We start from the raw sequence: 26,278 nt of genomic DNA, 5'->3' as shown, positions 1-26,278 counted from the left end.
GTCCGCGGAGTCCATCCGACGAGCGGAGGCGATGCGGTCAGTCGCGGGTCGCGACGGGTGCCCCGAGTCGTGCCGACACCCGCCTGCCGGATTCCGCGACCGCCCGACCGAGCGACTCGAGCATGGACTCGGGGACCCGGAACCGTGGGGCGGACAACATGACGGCCGCGACCAGTACGCCGCGATGATCGCGGACCGGCGCCGAGATGCCGACCTCCTCGATCGACGTGCGTCCGTCGTTGACGGCGTATCCGCGGTCGCGGGTGTCACTCAGCTCGTCGAAGTACTCGCCGCGTGACTCCTGCTCGTCGGGTCCGACGAGCAGACGCCGGTCGAACAGCCGCTCGGTCTCCGCCTGCGGCATCTCGGAGAGGAACACCTGGACGGACGAACTCGCATAGGTGTCGTAGCGGGTGCCCACCGCGGCGGTGTGCTTGACCTGCTTGGGACTGGGAATCTGTTCGACGACGACGGATTCGTGCCCGTTCCACACCATGAGCGCGCTGGTCTCGCCGGTGCGGCGGGTGAGTTCCTCCAGTTCCGGCTGCGCCACGCGGCGGACGTCGAGGTTGGCCAGCAGTGGCCCCGCGAGAGCGATGAGACCGAGGCCGAGCCGGTAGCGTCCGGTGCCCTCGTCACGCTCGACGTAGCCGGCTTTCTCGAGGGTGGCGAGCATGCGGGAGACGCTGCTCTTGTGCAGATCGACCTTGCGCGCGATCTCGGTGACGCCGAGGACCGGTTCCGCGATCGAGAAGGATTCGAGCACCCGCAGTCCGTTGAGGAGGACCGACGGGGACGGTTTCGCGTCACCGTCGTGCTCGCCCGGTCCGTTGTCCGCGAGTCGATCGACGTCGTCCACACTCATGATCGTTGCGCTCCTTCGGTTCCGCCTATACCACCGCCGACCCTGCCACACCCGTGGCAGGGTCGGTGTCCCGGTCAGACGCCGAGGATGTTGTGCTCGGGTCCGAACGGGAACCGGGTGATGTTCTCCGCGCTGGCCTCGCCGACGACCAGGATGTCGTGTTCGCGGTATCCGCCCGCGCCGGGCTGCCCCTCCGGCACCATGATCATCGGTTCCATCGACACCACCATGCCGGGCTCGAGGACCGTGTCGATGTCCTCCCGCAGCTCGAGTCCGGCCTCGCGCCCGTAGTAGTGCGAGAGCACGCCGAACGAGTGCCCGTACCCGAACGTGCGGTTCGGCAGCAGTCCCTCGGCCTCGTACATCTCGTTCAGCTCGGCCGCGATGTCCTTGCAGACCGCGCCCGGCTTGATCAGTTCGAGTCCGCGGCGGTGCACCGCGACGTTGACCTCCCACAAGCGCAGGTGCTCGGCCGACGGTTCCCCGTAGAAGAGGGTGCGTTCGAGCGCGGTGTAGTAGCCGGCGATCATCGGGAAACAGTTCAGCGACAGGATGTCTCCGCGCTCGACCTGCCGGCTGGTCGCCCAGTTGTGGGCGCCGTCGGTGTTGATGCCTGATTGGAACCACACCCAGGTGTCGCGCAGTTCGGCGTGCGGGAAGGTGGCCGCGATCTCGCGGATCATCGCGTTCGAGCCGGCGATCGCCACCTCGTATTCGGGGACCCCCTCGGTGATCGCCGCGCGGATCGCCTCGCCGCCGAGGTCACCGATCCGGGCCCCGTGCTTGATCAGTTCGATCTCCTCGGGCGACTTGATCATGCGCTGGCACATCGCGGCCTTCGCGACGTCGGTGAACGTCATCCCGGGCAGAACCGCCGCGATCCGGGTCCGCACGTCGGGGGTCAGGTGGTCGTCCTCGACACCGAGTGTGCCGCGCGAGATGCCCTGCTTCGCCAAGACCTGCTGCACGGCGTACTCGAAGTTGTCGCGGCGCCAGTCCGTGTAGACGACGTTCTCGCCGAACGACCGCCGCCACGGCATCCCGGCATCGATGTTGGCGGACACGGTGGTCGAGCCGTCCTGGCTGACGACCAGGGCGTACGGCCGCCCGAACGCCGTGTAGAGGAAGTCGGAGTAGTAGTTGATGTTGTGGTAGCTGGTGAAGAGCACGGCATCGAACCCGTTGTCCGCCATGTGCTTACGCAGGGCGACCAGCCTGCGGTCCATTTCCACCGGGGAGAACGTGGGAACGACCTTCTCGCCGTTGGGGATGCTCTTGATGCGCTCCAAGTTCATGATGTTCCTTTCGAGTTGCCGGCGGCATCGCGTGATGCCGCACTTCTGTGGGATCTACGGGTGGTCAGGTGTCGGCCAGGGGGCGCTGGGAGGTTTCGCGGGCCATGAGCATGGCCCCCATGGCGACGAGGGCCGCGGCGACGAGATACCAGGCGGGCGCGAGGGTGCTGCCGGTGAGCTCGATCAACAACGTGGCGACGAACGGCGCGGTGCCGCCGAACAGTGCATTGGCGGTGTTGAAGCTGAACGCGAAACCGCTGTAGCGGACCTGGGTCGGGAAGATCTCGGCCAGGAAGGTGGGAAGCGTGCCGTCGTTCATGGTGAGGAACGCGCACAGCACGATCTGGATGAGGACGATTCCGACGATTCCGACGGCGCCGAGTGCACTGAACAGCGGGACGGTGAACACCGCGAAGCAGACCGACGCGGCAATGAGAACTCGCTTGCGGCCGAAGCGGTCCGAGAGCGCACCCATCCCGAAGATGAAGACGATGTAGCAGGCGAGAGCGATCGACGCGGCGACGAACGAGGCCGTGTGGCCGACGTTCAACACCTCCGACAGATACGTCGGCATGTAGCTGAGGATCAGGTAGAAGCCGACCGCATTGAGGCAGGTGACACCGAACGCGATGGCGATCGCGCGCCGATGGTGGGTGAACAGGATCGACAACGGCGCGTTGGACTCCACCTTCTGTTCCATTTCCTGGAACTTCGGGGTGTCCTCGAGCTTCAACCGAATGTAGCGGCCGATCAGGCCCATCGGCGCCGCGAGCAGGAACGGCAGCCGCCAGCCCCAGCCCTCGAGCTGTTCCGTCGACAGCACCGCGGTCAGCAGTGCCGCGATCAACGATCCGAACAGCAGCCCGGCGGCCGTGGACGCGGGCACGACGCTCGTGAACAGCCCGCGCTTGCGGTCCGGGGCGTACTCGGCGAGGAACGCCGAGGCGCCCGCGTACTCGCCGGCGGCGGAGAATCCCTGCACCATGCGGACGAGCAGCAGCAGGACCGGTGCGAGGTAGCCGATCTGATCGAAGCCGGGGATCAGGCCGATGCAGAACGTCGACGCCGACATGATGAGGATCGACAGTGACAACGCCGTGCGACGTCCGATCTTGTCACCGAAGTGCCCCCAGACGAGTCCGCCGATCGGGCGGATGACGAACGAGATGGCGAACACGGCGAACGTGGCCAGCAGACCCGTCGTGGGCTCGGCCTCGGGGAAGAAGACCACCGCGATAACCGTTGCGAGATAGCCGTATACGGCGTAGTCGAACCATTCGACGAAGTTGCCGATGAAGCTCGCTGTGATGACCCGCCGGAGAACACGGGGCGAGGGGTTCACCGCGCCGTCCTCGTCCGATTGCGGCGGGGCTGAGGGGGAATTGAGGTTTTGGGCCATGCCCACTCCTTCTCGGGGCGTCGGCGCTTGCCGACTGCGACGAATGGCATTTGTTGCTTTCATTGCAACGACAATTCGTTCACCGACCATATTGTGCTCAGCATCACATGTCAACGATGTTTTGCTTCTCATGACCGGACTGCGGTTGCAAGGGGTGAACCAAGGTGACACCGCAGTAAACACGGACGGGCGCAGTTGCGCTACCCCGATCCGCGGTTCCCGGCGATGTTCACGGGAATGCAACACCGTTGCAACAGCTGAGTTCGGAGGTGGCTTTCCCGGTCACCCGTGAAAGTCAGAGCGCGCTCGCGTCGACCGCACCGCCGAGATAGAGGCGGGTCGCGAGGTGCACGGCAGCGAGACGCGGCGAACCCGTCGGATCCTCGCCGAGTAGCGCGAAGATCTGATCGAGCCGCTGATACAGCGTCTGACGCTGCACATGCAGCCGGGCCGCCGCCTCGGTCTTGTTGCACCCGCACTGCAGGTAGACGTCCAGCGTGTCGATCAGACGGCGAGCACGTTCGGGCCCGACCGCGAGAAGCGGCCCGAGCAGTTCCCTGACGAACGACGTCAGCAGGGCCGGATCGCCGATTCGCCGGCCGAGGCGTTCGAGAGCGAGTTCCGCGGCGTCCACGATGGTGTCGGCGATACCCAGATCGGCCGCGAGGTCGAGCGCGAACCGCGCCTCCGCCAGCGTCTCGGGGAGCCCGATCAGACCGATGACCACCGGACCCACCGCAACCCGCGCCAACTCCGCCTGCGGTGTCGCGCGCAGCGATTCGACCAGCGACGCGCAGGAACCGACTCGGTCGTCGGCCCGGAGCACGACGATTGCGTGCAACTCGTCGCCGGCGATGGACGACACCGTTCCGGCCGCGTACCGGTGCAGTGCCGCATCGACAGCGCCGAGCGATACCGGACCGTCGACCGAACGTCCGACAACCCCCGACGTATGACGCTCCGTCGGCCATCCCGGCCGCGCGCGCCGCCGCAACGAGACGCTCCGGGGCAGGACTCGGCTGGCAGGCGATCCGCAGCAAGGCCTGCGAGCCGCGGACCGCGGCCGAGGGAGGAAACGATCGCAGGAGGGAGATCGCCAGCGCTGCCGGTGCTCGCTCGACGATCGCCTCTGCGGTGACGAGATCGGCCGGGTCGTCCGGAGACACCATGAGCGTCGCCACACCGACACCCTGAACGGACACCGGCACGGCGAGCACGCCCGAGCCGGTGGCAGGGGCGGTGATCTCGTTCCCGAGGGCCGCGATCACGTCGCCGGTCGCGTCGAGCAGGGTCACGTCACCGGGCAAGAGTCGCGCGAGCACCTCGAGCAACTCGTCGGGTCCGCCACCGCGGGCCAACTCCTCGGACAACGCGTGCGCGACCGCGTCACCACGACGCAGTCGCTGCACCGATTCGTTGACCAGCAGGCCGTTGATCGCCTCGGCGACCTCGACGAACGGAACGACACCACGCAGTTCGAGGACGGGCAAACCCGCCTCCGACCCCTCCTCGACCAGCGCAGGCGGGATCAGCGGCAGTTGCGACCCGGTCTCGATGGCCACTCCGGCGACACGGCGGGCCGACAGTTCACGCACGTACCGCCGCAGTCCGGCCGGGTCGGCAGACGCGAGTGCGAACCCGCCGGTCAGCAGCAACTCGCCGCCGCGAAGAAGGTGCGCGACGTCAACTGGACCACGATGGGATGCTTCGTCGCCGGAATCGCCGCAACGTGGCTGTTCATGTACGGCGCCACGAGCCTCACCCAGGGCTTCGCGGCTCGCGCACTCGGCGGGCTCGACCTGTCCTGGCTGGCCGGTGGCGGAGTTGCCGCCGCCCTCTACTCAGTCCTCGGCCCCCGAGCACACCGCCCCTACCGCATCACCGGCCAACCCCCGACACGATCGTCCGCGACCACCGACTCCCCCGACGTCCTCGCCGGCAACTGAACCCTCCCGACACCCCAGGAGCACACCGTGAACAACGACTTCACCTGGCCGCAGGGCCACACCGCAGCCGCCGCCTTCACTTTCGACGTCGACGCCGAATCCTGCGTCCTCGCCCACGATCCCACTTCGGCGGACTGTATGTCGCTGATGAGCCACCAGTCGTACGGGCCCCGCGTCGGTGTCCCCCGCATTCTGCGAATACTCGAACGTCAGGACGTTCGCGCAACGTTCTTCGTGCCGGGATTCACCGCCGAGTGCTATCCCGACACGGTCCGCGCCATCATCGACGGCGGTCACGAGGTGGGGCACCACGGGTGTCTACACGAACCGATGAAGGGCCTCGACCCTGCGACCGAGGCACGCTACCTCGACTGGGGGCTCGACACGCTCGAGGAGGTCGCGGGCATCCGCCCCGTCGGATATCGCGCACCCTGGTGGGAAATGAACTGGCACACACCCGAGTTGCTCGTCGATCGCGGGTTTCTGTACGACTCGAGCCTGCTCGACGGCGACAAGCCCTACCTGATGGCGACGAGCCCGGCGTCGGAACGAACACTGATCGAGATCCCCGTCGACTGGGCACTCGACGACTGGGAACAGTATGCGTTCTACCCCGGTGTCACCGGCAGCGGCGTCATCGAAAGCCCCGCCAAGGTCCTGGAGATGTGGACCCTCGAAGCGGAGGCCCACCATGCCGAAGGCGGGTGCTTCGCCCTCACGAACCACCCGTTCATCTCCGGAATACCCTCCAAGGCAGCCGCATTGGAACGACTCATCGAGAACGTCAAAGCGATGGACGGGATGTGGGTGACCACCCTCGCGGACATCGCGGCACACGCCCAGCGCGTCTGCACCGAACCCTTCGTACACACCCGATTCGAAATCCCCACCTTCCCCGACGTCCAGCTCCGGCGGACTTCCCCGGCCCCCGAAACTGTTCGTTCCGAACGGTGAGGGATCCTCAATCGTCGACCGTCACCCCGTACTCGGTGGCGAGCGTGGCGAGATCGTATTCGTACCCCTGCCCCACCGCGCGGAGACGCCACTGCCCGGCGCGTCGGTAGATCTCGGCGAAATGCATCGTCCGTTCGGTCGTGCCGGCGTCCAGAACGAACGATGCGATTGTGTGGTCCGGAGCGTCGACGGTCACCGAGATCGGACCGAGTTCACCGAAGGTGCGATCTCCGCCGATCGCCGCCGATACGGACACGCACTGGTAGTCGGAGTGCAGGGCAGCCAGTTCGATCCGCACTCCTTGCTCGCTGCTGCCGTCGCAGGACAATTCCACGGTGCCGTCCGAACTCGTCGGCGAGTTGTAGAAGAGGAAGTCCTCGTCGCAACCGACCCGGCCGTCTTCGCCGAGAAGAAGCGCAACCACATCCACGTCGAACGCATCGTCCTCGGTGTGGGCGCGCCAAGACGCGTTGACCGTCAGCGATGTCGTCTGTGGTGGCAGGTCGATCACCTCTCCGCGAGCGAGCAACGGCGCAACCCACTGAGAAGGCGGTCGGATCGGCTCGCGGAGCGCCCCCCGCGCGGGTGGTGCCGCCGGTTCGAGTGCGGAGTTCACATCGGGGGCGGTGAGCAGAGGCAACTGACGGGCCGACACTCGGTCCATGCGGGGATCGAGTTCACCACCGTCGAGAACGAGGACATCGGTGACTCCTGCGGAGAGATTGACCGACGGCTTGGCACCCAACTGCACGATGCGGGAGCGCATCAGAACGGAGTCCGCATGCGAGCCACCGACGATGAGCACTCTTCTTCCGTGCCAAGGCTTCGTGGAGGGAACAGTTGTCGCAGGTCGAGGCCACTGAACTTCGGACGGTGCCGCGGCCCCCTTCGGCTCACCCGGTGTCACGTGCAGCAACATCTCGCCGAGCTGCCGCTCGGTCAGGACAGGAATCCCGTCGGCCACCGCGCGGCGCACCTTTGCACTCGACGAGTGCGGGTCGTTGCAGACGACGACACTCGTCTGACGGCTGACCGAATTCATGACGTCCAGGCCGGCGGCGGTCAACCGTGCGGCGAGCGCAAGACGGGGAACATCCGTACTGCCGCTGATGACCAGTTTCATGCCCTGGACCAGTCCCGCCCCCGGATCCAGCCGACCCGGATTCCGCCACGGAGACTCCACGCGCGGAACCCGATCGGGGTACACCGCCCGCCGATCGGCGCAACCGACGACCGGCAGAGGAAGTCTGAGAGACTCGGCCAGCGAGGCGCTGTGCGCGAAGACCTCCGTCAGCACGAGGGCGTCGTCGTAAGCGTCGTGAGCCCGGTTCTGACGAACCTTCCAGTGCGCAGCCAGAGTGGACAACTTGTGATTGGGGACGTCGATCTCGAGGCGGCGCGACAGGGCGAGGGTGCAGAGCCTCTGCCGTGTCGGCATCGTCATCCCCGCCCGCCGTACCTCGGCGTCGAGGAAGCCGTAATCGAATGACGCATTGTGCGCGACCAGCGTCCGACCGTCGAGAAGCTCGAGCAGATCTTTCGCGACCTCTTCGAAACGGGGCGCCCCCGCCAGACGCTGTGGCGTGAGATTGTGGATATGGACCGGCCCCGGGTCGCAGCCCGGGTTGAGCAGAGTCACCAATTCACGCTCCACCGAACCGTCTTCACGCAACGCCAACGCCGCGACGCTGAGCACTCTGTGCGTGGACGAACGAAGACCGGAGGTCTCGACGTCCACGACGACCCAGCGGTGCCCCGTCGGCAATCGCGCCGGCCGGGTCATGGTCGAGGAGGCAGATGACAGCACAGAGCGACTATAGAGCCCGGTTCTCGCCGTTCTGATCGACGACACGGAAATATCCGGCACATATCGTGCCCATTCTGAATTTCTCGGTAGTTTTTTGTTCAAGTACAGGTCGAGGGTTGTGTCATTCGAGTGAATGACACAGAGGTCCATTGCGCCTCAACAGCTTTCGAAGTCCGTTACCAATTGGCTACTATCCTCGTCACACCGGATGGATTGGCCGTCGTGGCATTTCTCGACCATTCTGTGGAAGCCCCACCCCACCCCTGAACGAGGTAAACATGAAGGCTCGACGGTTAGTTCTCAGCGTCCTCGGTTGCGCCGCCATTTCGATGGCGGCCGCGCCCTCCGCACAGGCGGCGACGATCTTCGATTTCCTCCCCCCGGAGATTGCGTCCTTGATTCCGAGCGGTTCGGCCGACGCCGTGAACCCCCTCCTGCCGCCCGCGCCCGCCGCTCCGGCAGCACCGGCACCCGCGCCGCAGGTCGCGCCGGCCCCGCAGGCAGCCCCCGCACCGCAGGTGGCTCCGGCACCGCCGGCACCCGCGCCGCGGGCGGGGTACAAGAACTGCACCGAGGCCCGCAATGCGGGCGTGACGCCGATCTACCGCGGCCAGGACGGCTACGCGCCGCACCTCGACCGCGACAACGACGGCATCGCCTGCGAGTAGTCCGTCCCCGGCGCGCCGCCCTCCCACACACGCACCCCTTCTGCGCCCACGCACCCCTTTTCGAGCCCTGGAACGGGTGCGTCCACCGAGAAGGGGTGCGTCGATGTCTCGCAACGCCTCACCTGCGTGCAGGTGTCGCCATTCCCCGTGCGGCGCAGTGCGCTCGGCACTAAGTTCGGCGATGACGGTTGAGGTTCTACGCGAGGGGGCGGTCCGGCATGAGCAGGACACATTTCAGGGCTCTGACACTGGGCGCGGTCGCGCTGGCCGGGGGTGCCGCACTCACTGCGGGCACCGGAACGGCCGCGGCGGACGTCCTCACCGAGATCAACGGCTGCAGGATTGTGGCGAATCCTAATCCCGACGATCGCACGACCTGCCCCGGCGCCGATCTGAGTTCCGCGAACCTGGCGGGCCTGAACCTGAGCTTCGCCGACCTGTCGGGCGCGAACATGAAACGGGCGAACCTCACCGGCACCAACTTCGCCGCCGCGAATCTGTCGTACGCCGACCTGAGCGATGCGAACCTCACCGGAACGAACTTCACGGATTCGCAGCGCAACGCGGTGATCCTGTACAGCACGGACATCGACATCTTCGGCACGATCGTCGGGGACATGAACATCACGACCGAACACGAATGGTCCACCGACGCCCACGAGCGCGCACTCGCCTCGGTCGTCCCGGTGACACCGACACCTGCGGCTCCGGCTCCGTAAACCACTCCTGACCCATTCACCCGGGCCGCGCACTGCGCGGTCCGGGTTTTCGTATGCCCACACCCCTTGACATTGGAAACCCGCACTATCCACTATTAGATAGTATCGGTATCCAACATTGGGAGGCATCCGATGACGACGATCGACCCCACCCGTTCGACGCACCACTACGACGGCGAACTGGTGGTCTTCCTGATCGGGATGACCATCAACCGACCCTGGCGACCGGACCTGTGGCTGCCCACGTTCCTCGCGATGCCGAGGATGCTGCGTGAGCTGTCCGAAGACCCGGATTCGGGTCTGATGGGCTACCGCCTGACGTTCGAGGGCCGCGGCCCGACAGTGATCCAGTACTGGAACTCCGTCGACAAGCTGTACGCCTACGCCAGTGACAGCCAAGCGAAGCATCGTCCGGCCTGGGCCGCATTCAACCGGCGGGCCCGCAAGGCACCCGGTGCGGTCGGCGTCTGGCACGAGACCTATCCGGTGGACCGCGCCGAGTCGATCTACGTCGGCACGCCGGCGATGGGCCTGGCTCGCGCCACCGCACGTGTGCCCGTCGCACAGAAGTTCAGCCGCGCCCGAGACCGGCTGTCCCGCAGTAACAACGCCCACGAACAGTGATCGATTCAGGAGAAACCATGGAACCCTTGATCGCCCTCGTTGCCGTCACTCTGGCACTCCTCGTCGCAGGCGCGGCGGGTGTGCGCCGGTTCCGGCCGTGGCCCGTTGCCCTGAGGGGCGGACTCGCGGCCATGTTCACGCTGACCGGCATGGCCCACTTCGTGGGGATGCGCGCGGAACTCGTCGACATGGTCCCGCCGTCTCTGCCGAATCCCGGCCTGCTGGTGACCGTGACCGGTCTGCTCGAACTGGCCGGCGCCGCGGGACTGCTGATACGACGCACCGCGCCGTGGGCGGCGGGCTGCCTCACCGCCCTGCTGATCGTGATGTTCCCGGCGAACGTGTACGCCGCCGTGGAGGGACTCTCGACGGGACCGTTCGAAGCGCTGATCCCCCGCACACTCCTGCAGGTCGTCTTCGTGTCCGCGACTCTCGCCGTCGTGATCTCCTCCCTCCGGAGCCGTGCTACGGAATCGCCCTCCGAAGCCCACTCGCCCTCAGCACCCGACGTTGCACTCCCGCCCGCACTGCATCCTCGGACCCGATGATCCGCACGTGCTTTCGTGCCCGGGTGATCGCGGTGTACAGCAATTCGCGAGTCAGCAGCGACGACGCCTCGCCGGGAAGAACTACGGACACCGTGTCGTACTGACTGCCCTGACTGCGGTGAATCGTCATCGCGTACACCGTCTGCACGGCGGACAGATGCGTCGGATGCAACAGGAACGGTTCGTTGCCCCGCACGAATGCGGCGACGAGTTCGTCGTCGTCGCGGCGCACGATCACCCCGGTGTCGCCGTTGTAGATCTTCGTTTCGTGATCATTGGCAGTCACCATCAGCGGCTGGCCCGGAGACCAGCGATCCGGGTTCAGTCGCTGCCCGGTCGCCTCCCCTATCCACTCCATCGCCTGCCGCGCCCACCGCTGCACGCCGTACGGACCTTCGCGGTGCGCGCACAACAGCCGGTGCTCCTCCGAATGCCGCAGTGCAGCAAGGGCATCACCGGATTCCGCGGACCCGGTGACCGCGGCGGCCGTCCCCACCACGTCCGCCCGCAGTGCGTCCAGATCTTCGGGACCGTGGAACGACACCTCGGGGAAGCCGCTCGACAGGATCTCCATGACCTCGTCCGGTTCGCCCTTCCGTACCGCGACGGCCAGCTGCGCGATGCCGCCGCCGAACCGCCGCCCGCGGCTGAGCCGCACCACTCCGCCCCGCAATCTGTCCCGTTCTCCCGCACTCAAGGCGGCTTCGAGCGGGTCGTCGGCTGCCTCCAGGTCACCGCCAACGATCCTGGCGAGCACCGGATTCTCGGTTCCCGTCACCGGCCGGGCCACGAGATCGGCCAGGACCGCGCCCGCGTCGACGGACGTCAGCTGATCGGGGTCGCCGACGAGCACCAGCCGGGTGTCCGGGCGGACGGCCTCGAGGAGGCGGCACATCATCGTCAGCGACACCATCGACGTCTCGTCGACCACGATCGCGTCGTAGGGCAGGTGATTGTTCGCGTTGTAGCGGAACCGGCTACCACGTCCGCGCTGCCAGCCCAGCAGCCGATGCAGCGTCATCGCGGTCAGGTCGGGCGGCAACCCGAGTGCGTCGGACTGCTCGCGCACCGATTCCTGCAACCGCGCCGCGGCCTTCCCGGTGGGTGCGGCGAGCGCGATCCGGAGGCCCGGCCCGGGCTGCCTGGTCAGCAGCGCCAGCACCCGGGCGACGGTGTGCGTCTTGCCTGTTCCGGGTCCGCCGACCACCACCGACGTCCACTGTGTGGCGGCCACCGCGGCGGCGATCCGCTGCCGATCCGGAGCCGGGGCCGGCGCCCCGTGGTCGTGCTGGTCACGGAACAACGCGTCCAGGCCGTCCTGCAGCGACTGCTCGTCGACGAGGGGATGCCCGACCGCGCGCTGGTCGAGTACCCGCCGGATGGTCGCTTCCTGCCGGAAGTACCGGTCGAGGTAGAGCAGCCCGCCCTCGGCCGTGTCGACGAGCCGCAGCGGTCGCAGCGGACCCGCCGAACCACCCGTGACCAGCGGGCTCTGCCGCAGTGCCTCGACGACGGTGCCGTCGTCCGGCCACGGCAGTGCGTCGAGATCGACTTCGGACTCCTCGTCGACGGTCACCTCACGAATCCGCGTCAGGTCCAGGCACACCGAGCCGGACCGCACCGCCCGCACCGCCAGCGCCGTCGCCAGCACGACGTCTTCCGACGATTCGCCTCCGAGCGCCGACAACCGCAACGCGACGTGCACGTCCGCGGCGGCCAGCACACCGGCCTCGTTGAACACCCGCAGCATCCCCTTGCCGCGCTGCGCCACCTGCACCTCGGTCATCGCGTCCCCTCCCGCTCGGAGACCGACCCGGACAGCAGATCGGACAGCTCGGTGATCAGCGCGGCGGGCGGCGCCCAGTCGAAGACTCCGCAGCCGGGTGGGGTGCCGGGGCCGACCATTCCGCGAACGAACAGATACCGGACGCCACCGAGGTGCACCGCCGGATCGTAGTCCGGTTGCCGCCAGCGCAGGTAGCGATGCAACGCAACGGAATACAGCAACGCCTGCAGCGGATAGTGCGCCCGCAACATTTCGGCGGCCATCCTCTCGCGGGTGTAGTGCGCGGTGGTCAGGTCGCCCTGCGCGAGGCGATTGGTCTTGTAGTCGACCACGACGTACCGCGGTCCGGGCAACCGCAGCACGACGTCGATGCTGCCGGTGAGGTATCCGCGCAGCGGAGTCGGTTCGAGTGTCTGCACGGCATCGGCGTACGACCGCAGCGGATCGTCGACGGGAAGGTGGGTGCGCAGCAGCCTGCCGACGCCGTCGAGCATCACGGTGAGCGAGGGTGTGTCGCCACCGGCGAGCGGCAGTTCGAAGTCGAGCTCCGCCAGCAGGTCTGCGGGTGCGATGTCGGCGAGAGTCGGCTCGCCCCCCGCGCCGAGGGGAGTCCGCAGCACGGGCAGCAGCGCCGTCCCCAGCTGGGCGGGGTCGATGTCCGACAGCGTCGACGCGATCACGTCGCGGCAGCACCGCAGGACTTCTGCTTCCAGATCGGGTGCCGCGGTGTCGACGATCTCGAAGACGGCATGGACGAGCGTGCCGAACGTCGCGCCGCCGGGCAGTTCGTTCATCGTCGACGGCACCCCCGAAGTGACGTCGGCCGGCGCCTGCAACGGAGGCTCGTCCGGTTCGTCCGTCTTCTCCTCGACCTCGGCCTCACTACCCACTGCGGGCGCGTCGTGCGCAGATGCGGTCAACGCCGAGTACGACGTGCGACGCCAGCGCGTGTCGAGCAGCCGCCGGAAGCGCGCGGCTTCCAGGTCTCCGCTGGGCTCACGCTGTGGTGTCCACCCGACCCGCGCGATCGGGTCGGAACCCACCGCCTCGACGGTCACCGTCTCCGGAGCTTCCGTACCCCACGCGGACAACCGTTCCGCGACAACCGGATCCTCGGGGACGGTGACCTTCGGCGGGACCTCCCGCTGCCCGGGCTGCCGCCCCAGGATCATCCGGTGCAGCGGTGCGCCCGCCGTCGTGAACGCCGGTGCCCACCACACCACGAGCCCGCACATCGCCCGGGTCACGGCGACGTACAGCAGCCGCAACTCCTCCCCCGCCTCTTCCGCGTCGTGCCGGTTCCTGCGATCCGCGTAACCGGGGCTGCCCGGACCGCCGACGTCGAGGATGCGTCGCCCGTCGTCGTCGTGCAGCAGCAGTTTGCTCGGTTTCGAGATCTTCGCGGCGTCCCAGGCGTACGGCAGGTACACGAGCGGGAATTCGAGGCCCTTGCTGGCGTGGACGGTCGCGATCTGCACCGCTGCGGCGTCACTGTCGAGTCGCCGGCTGCGGTCCACCCCACCCGAGGACGGATCCTTCATCCGTTCGGTGAGCCAGCGGGTGACGGCCGTCAGACCGAGCGACTGCTCGACGGCGGCACCGTTGAGCAACTGCGCCACGTGCCGGAGATCGGTCAGTGCCCGCTCACCCGCTGCCACCCGAAGCAGTCTCGCCTCCAGCGCGCCGACCGCGGACAGTCGTTCGAACAGGGCCGCGAAACCGGACTGCGCGAACACCGCGCCGAGCTCACGGAGCTGCCCGCCGACCTCGGCGACGATGTCGTCGCCGCGAGCGTCGAGTTCCTCGGCCGTGTGCCCGAGCAGCGGGGTGAGCGCGGCCAGCCGCACCCGGTCGGAACGATGCGGTTGCTCGATGGCCTGCAGAATCCAGAGCCAGTGCTGCGCAGCCGGAGTCGTGAAGACGCTGGCCCCGCCGGCGAGCACGGACGGCACACCCGCCCGGTCGAGGGCGTCGTGGACCAGTGTGATCTGCGCGTTGGTGCGCACCAGGACGGCGATGTCGCCCGGTTCGACGAGTCGGGCGCTCCCCCCGACGTCGAGTGTCGCGCCACCGTCGAGGAGGGCGACGATGTCGGCGGCGAGATCTGCCGCGATCCGCTTACGGAGCGGCCCCACCGCGGGGTATCCCGACTTGTTGATCGGCCCGGCGCCGGTCCTCGGCAGATACCGCAGCCGCAGCGGCGCGGCACCCGTCAGACGCGACTTCGGTCTCGCACCGTCGACGCGGTGCACCACGATCTCGGGATGCCCGAGCGCGGCCCCGCCGTGCAGATATTCGAGCCCGTCGAGGAGTTCCTGATCGCTGCGCCAGTTGGTGGTCAACTCCTGGTGACGGTCCGCCGACCGCACCGCGTCCAGATAGCTGAGCACCTCCGCCCCACGGAACGCGTAGATGGCCTGCTTCGGATCGCCGACGAGGACCAGAGTTCCGCTGCCGTGGAACGTTCGGCGCAGAATGTCCCACTGCAGCGGGTCGGTGTCCTGAAACTCGTCAACGAGCACGACGCCGTAGCGTTCGCGGACTCGCCGGCACGCCGCCGCACCGTGCTCGGGATCGCTGAGGACGCGATGGAGCAGCATCGGGAGATCGTCGAAGTCACGCAGACCCACCGCACGTTTGCGCCGCTCGACTTCGGCGCGCACCGCCTCGGCGAACGCCACCCGATCCCCCGCCGGGGTGCCCCGCGCATCTTCCGGGGCGAGCACGGCCTGCGGGTCGAAGATGGCCGCCCGGGCGGCCGCGGTGGCTTCCGCCGGAGTGAACGGCGCCGACTCGACCCGACTGTAGGCTCGCAGGTACAGGTCGGCGATCACCTCCGTCGTGAGGTCGTCGGCGGCCTCGACCAGCACCGTGTCGGGGTCGCGTTCGCCCGCGATGCCGAGCCCGTCGAGCATGCGCTGGCAGAAGCTGTGGGTGGTGACGATGGTGGCGGCGTCGAAGTCCGACAGTGCCTGCAGCAGGCGTCGGCGGCGCAGCGTCACCTCGTCGGTGTCGGCTTCGGCGAGATGCCGGATCAGTTGATCCGCGCTCAGTCGCGCCGCCGCGGGATCGGCCAATGCGGCTGCGGCGGAACCGAACCGCTCACGGGTGCGTTCCCGCAGCTCCTGCGTGGCCGCCCGGCTGAACGTCACCAGCAACAGCTGCGACAGGTCCACGCCACCCTCGGCGACGAAGCGGGCGGCCAGACCGACGATCGCGTACGTCTTGCCGGTGCCGGCGCTCGCCTCGAGCACCGTCGTGCCCTCCGGCAGCGGACCGAGGAGGTCGACGCCTCGCGCGCCGGTCACGGCTGCGCCAACGTCTCGGCGGCGAGCAGCGGCGCCCACAGTTGCCGGGCGTAGTTCTCGATCGTCACCGTGTCGCCGAGGACGTCGAGCCCGGGCGAAGCCCCGTACACGTACGTGATGTGCCGGTCGCGTGAGTCACCGAAGTCACTGCTCCATTCCTTCCGGGCCGCCTCGATCGCGTCCTCCATGCTGCTGCCGCCGTGGCGTCGTTCGGCATAGGCCGCCGACGCGCCCGTGGCGATCGGCAACGGCGCGTGCAGCCCCAGATCGCGCAGTTCGACGAGTCGCACCAACTCTTCCACTGCGTTCTCGGGTGCGGTGAGGGTCGAGCGCCACGCCGGACGGCTGTACGCACCGCGGCCGGTCGTGACCGCAGTCCACTCGGTCTCGTTGTCGGACGCCGCGACTGCCAGCAACTGCGCCCAGGCGGCGAGGCGGTGTTTCGGCCCCAGCTTCGAATACGTGGTGCTTGCGATCACCGACCCGTGCACACCGCCGACGGTGCCGGTGAGGCGCCGTCCGGAGCCGAGATCGACATCGACGTCCACGGTCTCCGCGCGCCCGACGTGCACGGACCCGCTGACGGCGACGAGCGACTCGACCGCGTGCTCGATTCCGCCGAGCACCGACTCCCCCAACTTGAACGGCGGCAACGTCCCTCGGCGCCACTCCGCGGCGCGGAAGTCGGCCAGTTCGACTCCCGCCAGCCTCGCGACGAGCATCCTCTGGCCGAGATCCCACCGGGCCAGCGGATCGGGCGCCACGTCCAATGCGTCGGCGAGGTCCTCGTCGACGTCGGGGACCCGTAACCCGAGCCGTTGCCGCAGAAACGCCTGCGTCGGGTGGACCAGGAACGCGATGAGGTCGGCGAGATCGACGTCCCCCAGCGGCGGCGGCACCAATGGCGCAGGCAGGAACGCGGGCTCCGGTTCGGGCGGGTGCTGCGCGGCGCGGGCACCGGCCAGCGCCGCCCGGTCGAAACTGAACGGGTGCCCGGGTCGGAAGTTGCGTGCATCGAACGGCTGCAACGGATGCCGGGTCACGATTCGGGGCAGGGCATCGCTCCCGACGGTGGCCGCCACCGCGTCCAGCAGCTCGGACAGCGGGATCGCCGGCGGCCGCGACATGCCGGTGACGGGGTCGGCGCCCGTGTAGAACAGCAGGAGTTTCTCACTCGCCGACATCACGGCGTCGAGCAGCAACTGCCGGTCCTCGCTGCGCGGGTCGCGTTCACCGAGAAGGGGATTACGGGCCAGCACGTCGTCGCCGTCCACGCTCACGCCCCGCGGGAACACTTCGTCGTCGAGGCCGAGGAGAACGACCACACGGTGCGGCACCGACCGCATCGGCACCATCGTGCACACCGTCAGCTCGCCCGTGCGGAAGTTCGCGCGGGTGGGGCGGCCCGCGAGCCGGGTGGCCAGCATGGCGCGCACGTCCGACAGTCGCAGGACCGCGTCGCCGCCGTGTTCCATCGCCGCCCCGAGTTCTCGTCGCGCCTGCGCGAGTTGCCACGTGTCGGCGGCGCTGACGTCGACGAGGAGGTCGAGCGCGCGGGTGAGCGCGCTCGACCAGTCCGCGACCGATTGCGGCCCGCCGAGCCCGCGCAGCGCGACGTCGAGCCGGTCGACGAATTCGGCCAGCCGCCCGGTGAGGTCGATATCGTTGCTGTCGACGTCGTCGAGCGGCAGCGCCAGGGCGAGCCATTCGCCTTCGGACTCGTCGGCCGCGGCGCCGAGCAGGATGCGGTCGAGCGCAGTGGTGAACGTGTTCTGCGGGAAGTCGCCGAGACCGAACGCCGCGCGCTGCCGCGGCCCGATTCCCCAGCGGGCGCCCGTCGCGGTCGCCCACTCCCGGATCCGTTCGAGGTCGTCGTCGCCGAACCGGAACCGCCTGCGCACCGGCGCGGCCGCCGACAGGTCCAGGACCTGACTCGCCGTCACCCTCGCGTCGGCGAGTTCGAGGAGAGTCGACACCACGGCGAGAACCGGATTGGTCTGGTGCAGGGCACGATCCGCGAGCCGGACCCGAAGTCGATGGCCGGGATGCCCGAGCACGTCCTGCCCGAACGCGGCCCGGATCAGGGGGGCGTACGACTCGACGTCGGGGCACATGACGAGCACGTCGCGCGGTTCGAGAGTCGGATCGTCCTCGAAGAGATGCAGGAGGCATTCACGCAGGACCTCCACCTGGCGGGCCGGTCCGTGGCACGCGTGGACCTGGACGGACGCGTCGGCCGTGCACTCGGCGAGCGCGGGCGCCCGGTCGTCCCGGACGTCCGCCTGCAGGCACCCCAGCAGGGAGTCGCGGGGCGCAGGTCCCTCGTGGTGGAGGTCGTCGACGTCGAGGCGGGTCAGCCTCGACTCGAGTTCGCGGACGTCCCGCGCCAGGCTCGACAGCAGCGGATGGGCGACGGACAGCGCGGTGTCGTCGTCGGCGCGTGCGAGAACGCTGGCTGCCGTGGACAGCGACGACCACATCGCGGGACTCGGATGCGGAAGCCACAGGTGCACATCACGATTGACGGCGAGGGCGGCGAGGACCGCGATCTGATCGGTCGCGAGGCGTGTCGGACCGAACAGCGACAGTCGGGCGGGGAGTTCGACGCGGTCCGGTTCCTCGCGCAGCCGGGCGCAGGCGGAGTCGAGCCGCTCGGCGGGAGCGGGGCTGCCGACACGCTCACGCAGCCGCCGCCACAGTTCGGCCTGCCAGAGAAGGTCGTCGTCGAGTGGACCACCCGCACCGTCGGTGTCGCGGCCTCCGGCCCAGTCGACCAGCATCGCCGGCCGCTGTGCGGCGTAACTGCGGAACAGATCGGTCAGGTGTGAGGCGGTGGCGTAGCGCCGGCCCGGCCGGTTATCGTCCGGGTCGCGATCCGGGAGGCCGTGGCCGAGGTGTTTCGCGAGGACGGCACACCAGGGCTCACCGAGGCAGTCGTCGACGACGCCGAGCAATGACCACAGCACGCGGGACGGATTCCACGGGTCGTCGTCGGCGGCTACCCCCGTGGCGGCGGCGAGGCATTCGTCGACGAGCCGGGTCGGGGACGGGAAGTCGATGTTCGCGGCCACCCCGTCGCCGATGTCGGGCCGGGCACCGAGCGCGGTCGAGAGGCGCTGCGTGAGCCAGCGCTCCACCCCCTTCGCCGGGACCGCGACGACCTCCCGGGCGAACGGATCGGGCAGCGGGGTCGCGAGCACGTCGCCGAGAGCCGACGCGAGAGTGGTGGAACGCTCGGCGCGATGCAGTACGAGCACGTGGCCTCCCTTCGCTCCCCAACTCCGGTCGGCTCAGACTTACCACAACCCACCGACTCGGGAGGCCCACTCTGCAGGTGAGTGGCAAAGTGTGCCGGGGCACGCTTCGCCACTCACGTCAGCGGCCGGGGCGCGCCTGGGTGAGGTGCGGAACCCAGCCGTGGCTGGGCCACTTCTTCAGACCGACCTTGGCGGGAACGATCCGCTTGTTCACGAATTGGCTCTCCAGTTCGGTGTCGGGCTCGCCCGTGAACCGCCACAGCGCCGCGTCGCCCGGTCGGGCGACCGAGGACCAGGACTTGGCACGGTATGCGGCACGAACGATGTTGTCCGCGAACACGATCACCGGGATGTCGTCGGTGTTGCGGACGGCAGCGCCTGCCGCCCACGCGCCGCGGGACAGTTCGTATACCTCCTCGGGCGTCACGCCGCGCCGGGACGTGGCGGGCACCTCGAGGACGACGCAGGGAGTCGGCAGGTTCGGGACGGGTTCTGCTGCGTACTGCAACACGAGGTCGTCGACGGGCACCGCACGATGCTCGCCCGCGCCACCGGCGAGATTGCTGAGCACCGCACCCTCGTTCAGCCCCAGCGCGCCTACGATTCCGCCCCGCACCGCGCCGGCGACGTCACCGGTGTCGGCGATCCGATGCGCCACGATGTAGTGCTCGACCTCGTGGCCGGAGTCGTAGATCTCGCGGATGCGGGCGATGGTCGCGGCCTTCACCTCGGCGCTGTCGGTCTCCGGATCCTCGAGCGTCTGCCGGTGCTCGTTCTCGGCCAACGCCTCCCACACGTAGCCGTACACCCGGGTGCCCCGCCCGGCGCCGACGTAGAACACCGACCTGTTGCGGGGATCGAGGAGCGCGTAGACGTAGGTGCCGAGTTCCTCGCCCACCCGCTTCGGGAACGGCTGCGGCGCGTGACGGGTCTGATACACCTCTTTCAGGATCAGGCGCAGCGCCGCCAGTTTCAACGCGACGGGGACGCCGCCGTCGATGCCGTCGAAGAGTGCGGTGGCCGCGCCCTGCACTGAGGAGAAGGTGTGCCCGATGTGGCGTTCCAGCGACTTCGTGACGTCCGCGAACTGCGCGAACCGCACCCGGGGGTCGGGTGCCGCGTTGTCCAGGTCGTTGGACGCGAGGAAAGTCTGGACCTCGGAATTGTCGAGCCAGCGAGAAGTGATGTCGATCGGGATCGTCCAGACGGTAGCCATGCCCCTACCGTAAGGGAAAACCTGGGTGAAGAACTCGCACGAGGAAGGCTCGAGGAGATTCGAACCCTTTCGACGTCCTACCGAGTGCGGGAGGATGGAGTTGTACCCATTGCGACGCAGGTTGGGAGAACATTCATGACAGCGCCCAGCTACTCCACCCGCACGGCCGTCGACATCGCGGTCGGCATCCTCATCGCTTACCGCGGATGTTCCGAGAACGACGCGTTCACCGAACTCGCGGAGACGTCCCGCAGGCACAAGGTCGCCCTCGCCCGCACCGCCCGCGCGCTGATCGCGTTCATCCAGACCCATCACCACGACCTTCCCGCGTCCGACGTCACCGCTGCTGCTCTGCAGTGGAGCCACGCCACTCCGTACCGTGGCGCGTTCGGCACGGCGGCCTGAATTCGGTCGAAGTCTGAGAATTCTCTGGCTTCGACGGCGCGACGCTGCCCAAACCTTCAGACTCGATGTGAGACCGAACGACCAGCGCACCGAGATACGAAGAGGTAACTGAGTTGACGATCCGCAAAATCACGGTTGCCGCGGTAGCGATCGCCGCAGCCCTCACGATGTCCGCCTGTGGTTCCGACGAGCCGTCCGGGCCGAGTGCGACCACCACGTCCACGACCACCGCAGCGGCCGAGACCACCGACGACCTCGTTCTGCCGACCGCGGCCGAACTCAACGCCCTGCTGGCGAAGGGCCTCGACCCGGCCACTCCCCTCGAGGAGAAGATCGCCATGGTGGAGGGTTCGGAGCAGGACCCGAACCTGTTCAATCAGGTCGCTGCCGCCGCCCAGCAGGCGGGTGCGCAGGTCACGGTCTTGGACCCGGTGATCGACAACGGTGACGGCAGCGCCAGCGCGCAGCTGCAGCTGACGATCAACGGCCAGGTGCAGCAGAACACCCTGCCCGCCATCTTCGTGCCCGGCGAGAACGGGACGTGGAAATTGTCGAAGGCGACGGCATGTTCCATCGTGGCGATCGCGCAGCTGACGTCACCGGCCTGTCCGCCCGCCTGATCCGGACCTCCGCGTCACGCGCCTTCCAGGGCCTCCCCGATCTCCTGGACGGCGCGGTTGTGCTGATCGGTGATCAGGATGTGCCCTGCCGCGATGGTCAGGGCGACCGGCCATTCGATGATCTCGACTGCGGCGAGCAAGCCGATCGCCGCGAAGAATGCCAGTTGCTCGGGACGCGGCAGCGGCACCCTGCCGAGGATCGGTAGCTGCACCGCGAAGCTGTGGGCCTCCCGCACCCGCTGGACGGCGTCGCTCTGCGATTCCGCCTCCGACGTTCGTTGGGCCATAGTTCGTCTCCCTTGTCCGTGCCGTTTCCCGGTCAGCCACCTTGATCGCGGACCGTGGCCGCTGTGCTGAGTTCCGTCGCCCAGACCGCTGCCGGTGTCTTCTCCGCCGCCGGGGACCCGTTGACCGGGGTGGTCACCCGCGTGCTCACCCCACCGCTGCGGGAGGTGTACGCCGTGCTGCTGCGGGCGGGCGTGATCGAGATCGTCGACTGATCGCCCACAAGCTTTTCGAGCAGCCCCGGTGCGAACGCGGCCGCCGCGGTCGCCGCACCCGCACAGCCCAGCGCCTGGGCCCACCCGACCGGTCCGAGCGGGGTGCAACCGAGGAGCTGACTGACACCGGGAGTACTGACCATCACGGTAAGTGCGGCGAGTGAACCGCCCGCGGTGAGCACCACGAGCGGACTCCGCGAATCGATGAGCGTCTGACCCAGCTGTGTGCCGACCAGCGCCACCAGCCCGACCGTCGACGCCCGGCGTTGCCTGCCCGTCACGCTCGCCAGCGCCCACGCCGTCGTCGCGCCCGCCGCGGTGGCGGCGCCGCGGATCGCGACTGTCCGCCACAGCGCCGCGCTGTCCGGGCCGCGGCCCTCTCCCCGGGCCTGTTCGTTGGGCGGACTGACCGCGAGCGCGGCCGCGGGCAGGGCGTCCGTGAGCACGTTCACCAGCAGGAGCTGACGCGCCGTCAGCGGCGACCGTCCGGCGATCGCACTGCCGATCAGGGCGAACGCCACCTCGCCTGCGTTCCCGCCGAGCAGCACCGACACTCCCGCCTGCACCCGCCGCCACAGCTGACGGCCCTCGTCGAGGGCGTCGAGCAACGCGTCGACGCGGCCGTCGAGGAGCACCACGTCCGCGGCGCTGCGGGCCGGGTCGCTGCCGCGCGAGCTGACACCGATCCCCACGCTGGCCGCCCGGATCGCGGCCGCGTCGTTGGCGCCGTCGCCGACCATCGCGCAGACGTGACCGACACGCTCGAGGGTCTGCACGATCTGCACCTTGTTCTCCGGCGACATCCGGGCGAAGACGACGCACTTCTCGACGGCATTCTCCTGCCCCCGGTGCGACAGGGTGTCCCAGTCGGTCCCGCTGATCACCTGCTCGGACGACACCGCCAGTCCCAGCTCTTTCGTGATGGCGGTGGCCGTGACGGGATGGTCGCCGGTGATCAGCCGGACCCCGACCTGTAGCCCTTCCAATGCCGGGAGCAGTCCGGCCGCTTCGGGGCGCGGGGTGTCCGCCAGCCCGAGCAGTCCGACGAGTTGCAGCCCACTGCCGCACAGATCGTCGAGCACCGCGGTGTCGTCGGCCGCGCGACGCGCCTGGAAGGGCGTGACGGTCCGGCGGGCGACGGCGATGACGCGTAACCCGTCGGCAGCCATGCCGAGAACGGTGTCGTGGACCTCGTCCGCGTCGATTCCGGCGCACGCCGCGACCACGACCTCCGGCGCACCCTTCAACGACACGTGTGTCCCGGACAGCGAGGCGGAGTAGGACCGTCCGGACCGGAACGGAAGGTAACTGCTCCGGTCCTCCCCCTGCGGTAGCAGGTCCACTGCCGCGTCGGCGATCGCGGCGTCGGTGGCGTGTGCGGCCGGACTGCCGTCTGGGGTCACCGCGCTCCGGCCCGCGCACACGAGCACGTCCTCGCGATCGAACCCCGCCTCCGGGACGGCGGTGACGACCCGCAGTCGGTTCTCGCTCAGGGTGCCCGTCTTGTCGAAGCACACCACGTCGACGCGGCCGAGCGCCTCGACGGACCGCGGCGTCCGCACCAGTGCGCCCGACCTCGTCAGTCTGCGTGCGGCGGCCTGCTGCGCGAGTGTCGCGACGAGCGGTAGACCCTCGGGAACCGCCGCCACCGCGACCGCGACGCCGCTCGTGACGGCCTGCCGCAGTCCGGTGCCGCGCAGGAACCCGACGGCGGTGACCAGCGCGCCGCCTCCCACGCTGACGGGCAGCACCCGGTCGGTGAGGCTTCTGAGCTGCGCCTGCAGACCCACGTGCGACGCACTCGCGGGGGTGAGGGCACCCGCGCGTCCCGCTTCTGTTGCGTCGCCCACCGCGGTGACGATCGCCGCCGCCGTGCCGGTGAGGATCGTGGTCCCCGCGAACACCATGCAGGCGCGGTCACTGAGTGGTGCGCCCGGAGTCGGCGACGTCTGCTTGCTCACCGGCAGCGATTCCCCGGTGAGCGAGGACTCGTCGACTTCGACGCCCGACGCCTCGACGAGCCGGCCGTCGGCGGGCACCACCTCGCCGGGACCGATCTCGATCACGTCGCCCGGCCGCAACCGCGACGCCTCCACCCGCTCGGTCACCCGGCGCTCCGGAGGCCCGGCGACGCGATGCGCGGGCGGATCGCCCGCCGCCAGCAACCGGTTCAGCAGACGTTCCGCGTGCAGGCGTTGCACGGCCGACAGCGCGGCGTTGCCCGCCAGCACGGACCCCACGAGCACCGCGTCGATCGGCGACCCCAGCAGGGCGCTCGCCGCCGATCCGGTGGCGAGGACGGGGGTCAGCGGATCCGACAGTTCCGTCCGCATCGCCCGGCCGAAATCCCAGGCCAGCCCGACCGGCCACGCCGTGAGCCGCCCGATCGCCTCGACCGGGGTCAGCACCAGATTCACCGACCGGCGCCGGGAGACCGCGGCCTCCTCCTCGTTGCGCGCGGGAAGCAGCCGGCGCACGTCCGGCACCGGCATCTCGTGCCAGGCGTGAACCGGGGCGGCGGGTGGAACCTCGGCCCGCAGCACAGCGCGCGCGAGGGAATGCCCCGTCCACAATCCTGCCGCCGCGCCGACCGTGACGGGTCCGGGTCCACGCCCACGCACTCCCGGCAGCATGACGAGCGCACCGAGCATCGACGCCGCCGTTGCGATCTCGACGCCGCGCCTGCTCGCCGTCCGCGCGTCCGGCAGGGACCGCAGCACCCGCCACACTCCGACGAGGTCGTCGACCAGCAGGTCCGCGCACCACGGCGGCGGGGCGTCGTCGACGAGGACACCGATACCGACATCGGCGGACGACAGTGCGTGCGGCGCCCGGCCGGCGACCACCGCCACCGTCGCGCCGTTCGCCTGCAACTGCGCGACGGCGTCGCGCAGATCGACATCCAGTGATCCGCTGGAGGGCAGCAGATCGTCGAACGCCGAGCGGAGTCCGCCGAGCGTGTCCACGTTCACCGACACCACCTGGGCGCCCGACGAGCGCGCCTGCGCGAGCACGGCCGCTGCGCTCGGATGGTGCGCCGGGGTCACGAGTACGGCGGCATCTTCGTCCACGGCTGCCGCGGCGACATCATCCGGAAGGTCGGTCAGCGCGTGCCAGCCCACCCCGAGGGCGCCGGCCTCCACGGCAGATCGAGCGGCCTCCCACACTCTCGTCCGGTCGGCGTCCCGAACCGCACGGATCCCGCTCACCCGAAGTTCGGCCGTGTGCAGCACCGACGGGTCCACGACCACCGCGTCGACCCGGTCCAGGCAGCGGAGCGCGCCGGGACGCAGGGCCAGCACGGCGTGGCGATCGGCCAGTCCACGGCCCAGTGTCGCGGCGAAGGCCTCGCGTGCGGTGCGCGCCGCCTTCGGCGCGGCGACCAGGGCCGCGTCCGCGGCGCCTGCGACGCTTCGGGTCGCCGCTCCCACCGCGGTCGCGCCCACCCACTGCGCGATCGCCGCCCGGTCCACGTCCCGCTCCACCGGTCCCGATGCGCCGCGCGGGCGGGCGGGGCGATCCGTGTCGTCCGCGGGGTCCCGGGCCAGTTCGGGTTCGCGGCGGTGCCACACCCGCCGGCCCGACCACGCCTCCGCCGTGATCGCCGACCGCAATGCCACGTCCACGGCGAGTGACGCAGGTGCCCGCCGCAGCACGTCGCCGACGGCCTGAGCGGTGGCGAGCAGCAGTTCGGCGGCGTCCGGCCCGAGCCGGTCCTCGACCATGCTGCGCAATCGGGGTTGATAGTTGACGAACGTGACGGCGGCGGCTGGCACCGCCGACGGCAGGGCGGGCATCGGAAGCAGGCGAACGCCGGCGGCCGCGACCAGGCCCGTCGTGACGGCGGCCAGTGCGAGCGCGCGTTCGGCGAGTGCGACGTCGTCGCCGGGAAGTTCTCCGGGCCGGTCGCGGACGGCACCGCGGGCGATCGGTCGCGCGACATCCTCCGCGCCCGCGCCCACGGCACACAGCGCGGCCACCGACGGTCCGTGCTCGTCGACCGTCACCACCAGCCGGGACAGCGCGCGGTTGAGTTCGGCTCCCGCCACACCGGCGGTTTCCCGGACGGCGCCGAGAACGGTCGCGGCCACGTCGTCCCCGCGAGGTCCGTCGAGTCCGCGGACCTCGATCCAGGCACGACCGTGTCCGGAACTCGTGCGGCGGGCGGGGGTTCCTCCGAGCACCTCGGTGGCGATCTGCGACGCGGTCCGTGCGGTGGTCGCCATCAGATCGGCAGCGACCGTGCCCCCGTAGGACGCCACCCCGAGTCCGACACCGGCGCCGCGCACCGGCAGCGATGCGGTGGCGCGGAGGTATCGACCGACTCCCACGGCAACTACTGCCTGGAACCTGCGCCGAAC

18 protein-coding genes and 1 pseudogene are annotated in these 26,278 nt (G+C 69.3%); 7 read left to right on the top strand and 12 right to left on the bottom strand.

Annotated elements, in window-relative coordinates; genetic code table 11:
* Window positions 1-37: 37 nt before the first annotated feature.
* From QM806_RS08940 to QM806_RS08920, 5 genes and pseudogenes are all read right to left on the bottom strand, one after another.
* Entirely contained in the window at window positions 38-865 is an 828-nt protein-coding gene (locus tag QM806_RS08940; RefSeq protein WP_005253964.1) for an IclR family transcriptional regulator, read from the bottom strand.
* 74 nt (window positions 866-939) lie between these two features.
* Window positions 940-2,160 carry a M24 family metallopeptidase gene (locus QM806_RS08935; RefSeq protein ID WP_005253963.1) on the bottom strand — a complete coding sequence of 407 codons (1,221 nt, stop codon included), beginning with the start codon at window positions 2,158-2,160 and terminating at the stop codon, window positions 940-942.
* A gap of 64 nt (window positions 2,161-2,224) precedes the next feature.
* Window positions 2,225-3,559, bottom strand: a complete 1,335-nt coding sequence (locus tag QM806_RS08930) for an MFS transporter (protein WP_005574211.1) — start codon at window positions 3,557-3,559, stop codon at window positions 2,225-2,227.
* A 295-nt stretch (window positions 3,560-3,854) separates the two neighbouring features.
* On the bottom strand, window positions 3,855-4,553 hold the full coding sequence (locus QM806_RS08925; RefSeq protein ID WP_269590917.1) for a PucR family transcriptional regulator: 699 nt from the start codon (window positions 4,551-4,553) through the stop codon (window positions 3,855-3,857).
* Between the two features lie 493 nt (window positions 4,554-5,046).
* Window positions 5,047-5,214: pseudogene (locus QM806_RS08920) on the bottom strand (PucR family transcriptional regulator ligand-binding domain-containing protein); the annotation flags it as partial.
* 318 nt (window positions 5,215-5,532) lie between these two features.
* Here QM806_RS08920 and QM806_RS08910 point away from each other — a divergent pair.
* Complete coding sequence (locus QM806_RS08910) at window positions 5,533-6,459, top strand: polysaccharide deacetylase family protein (protein WP_283291100.1); 927 nt, start codon at window positions 5,533-5,535, stop codon at window positions 6,457-6,459.
* Window positions 6,460-6,466: 7 nt separating this feature from the next.
* Here QM806_RS08910 and QM806_RS08905 read toward each other — a convergent pair whose 3' ends face one another.
* Window positions 6,467-8,242 carry a TerD family protein gene (locus QM806_RS08905; protein ID WP_120660560.1) on the bottom strand — a complete coding sequence of 592 codons (1,776 nt, stop codon included), beginning with the start codon at window positions 8,240-8,242 and terminating at the stop codon, window positions 6,467-6,469.
* 302 nt (window positions 8,243-8,544) lie between these two features.
* On the opposite strand from QM806_RS08905, the gene QM806_RS08900 reads away from it, so the two are divergent.
* The 4 genes from QM806_RS08900 (at window position 8,545) to QM806_RS08885 (ending at window position 10,825) form a co-directional block, all read left to right on the top strand.
* On the top strand, window positions 8,545-8,934 hold the full coding sequence (locus QM806_RS08900; RefSeq protein WP_005253957.1) for an excalibur calcium-binding domain-containing protein: 390 nt from the start codon (window positions 8,545-8,547) through the stop codon (window positions 8,932-8,934).
* A 218-nt stretch (window positions 8,935-9,152) separates the two neighbouring features.
* A complete protein-coding gene (locus tag QM806_RS08895) occupies window positions 9,153-9,653 on the top strand; it encodes a pentapeptide repeat-containing protein (protein ID WP_283291097.1) in 501 nt (166 codons plus the stop codon).
* Between the two features lie 132 nt (window positions 9,654-9,785).
* Window positions 9,786-10,277, top strand: coding sequence for a DUF4188 domain-containing protein (locus QM806_RS08890; RefSeq protein WP_005573424.1), 492 nt, complete (start codon window positions 9,786-9,788; stop codon window positions 10,275-10,277).
* Between the two features lie 17 nt (window positions 10,278-10,294).
* Window positions 10,295-10,825, top strand: a complete 531-nt coding sequence (locus QM806_RS08885) for a DoxX family protein (RefSeq protein ID WP_065491966.1) — start codon at window positions 10,295-10,297, stop codon at window positions 10,823-10,825.
* On the opposite strand, the gene recD is transcribed toward QM806_RS08885, so the two are convergent.
* From recD to QM806_RS08865, 4 genes are all read right to left on the bottom strand, one after another.
* Window positions 10,743-12,611, bottom strand: coding sequence for an exodeoxyribonuclease V subunit alpha (gene recD / locus QM806_RS08880; protein ID WP_120660558.1), 1,869 nt, complete (start codon window positions 12,609-12,611; stop codon window positions 10,743-10,745). The two genes, QM806_RS08885 and recD, sit on opposite strands and share 83 nt — an antisense overlap.
* Window positions 12,608-15,958, bottom strand: coding sequence for a UvrD-helicase domain-containing protein (locus tag QM806_RS08875; RefSeq protein ID WP_502943845.1), 3,351 nt, complete (start codon window positions 15,956-15,958; stop codon window positions 12,608-12,610). Before QM806_RS08875 ends, recD begins: the two co-directional genes overlap by 4 nt.
* A complete protein-coding gene (recC, locus tag QM806_RS08870) occupies window positions 15,916-19,176 on the bottom strand; it encodes an exodeoxyribonuclease V subunit gamma (protein ID WP_283291093.1) in 3,261 nt (1,086 codons plus the stop codon). The genes QM806_RS08875 and recC overlap by 43 nt, the downstream gene beginning before the upstream one ends.
* A gap of 118 nt (window positions 19,177-19,294) precedes the next feature.
* The gene (locus tag QM806_RS08865) at window positions 19,295-20,392 is read right to left on the bottom strand and encodes a GIY-YIG nuclease family protein (RefSeq protein WP_269590913.1); all 1,098 of its coding nucleotides are present in this window, start codon (window positions 20,390-20,392) and stop codon (window positions 19,295-19,297) included.
* 135 nt (window positions 20,393-20,527) lie between these two features.
* Here QM806_RS08865 and QM806_RS08860 point away from each other — a divergent pair, with 135 nt between their 5' ends.
* Both QM806_RS08860 and QM806_RS08855 read left to right on the top strand, forming a co-directional pair.
* Window positions 20,528-20,797 carry an ANTAR domain-containing protein gene (locus QM806_RS08860; protein WP_005563493.1) on the top strand — a complete coding sequence of 90 codons (270 nt, stop codon included), beginning with the start codon at window positions 20,528-20,530 and terminating at the stop codon, window positions 20,795-20,797.
* A 113-nt stretch (window positions 20,798-20,910) separates the two neighbouring features.
* The gene (locus QM806_RS08855) at window positions 20,911-21,417 is read left to right on the top strand and encodes a WKL family lipoprotein (protein ID WP_005252352.1); all 507 of its coding nucleotides are present in this window, start codon (window positions 20,911-20,913) and stop codon (window positions 21,415-21,417) included.
* Window positions 21,418-21,431: 14 nt separating this feature from the next.
* On the opposite strand, the gene QM806_RS08850 is transcribed toward QM806_RS08855, so the two are convergent.
* Window positions 21,432-21,704 (bottom strand): hypothetical protein, encoded by a 273-nt coding sequence (locus tag QM806_RS08850; RefSeq protein ID WP_005253947.1) that lies wholly within the window; start codon window positions 21,702-21,704, stop codon window positions 21,432-21,434.
* Between the two features lie 32 nt (window positions 21,705-21,736).
* A complete protein-coding gene (locus QM806_RS08845; protein ID WP_283291088.1) occupies window positions 21,737-26,248 on the bottom strand; it encodes a cation-translocating P-type ATPase in 4,512 nt (1,503 codons plus the stop codon).
* Between the last annotated feature and the right edge of the window lie 30 nt (window positions 26,249-26,278).

The organism is Rhodococcus sp. IEGM 1351 (assembly GCF_030056875.1).
In the GTDB taxonomy this organism is placed as follows: Bacteria; Actinomycetota; Actinomycetes; order Mycobacteriales; family Mycobacteriaceae; genus Rhodococcus_F; species Rhodococcus_F opacus.
Note: the sequence above shows the minus strand (reverse complement) of the source record. Positions and strands in the feature narration are given on the sequence as shown.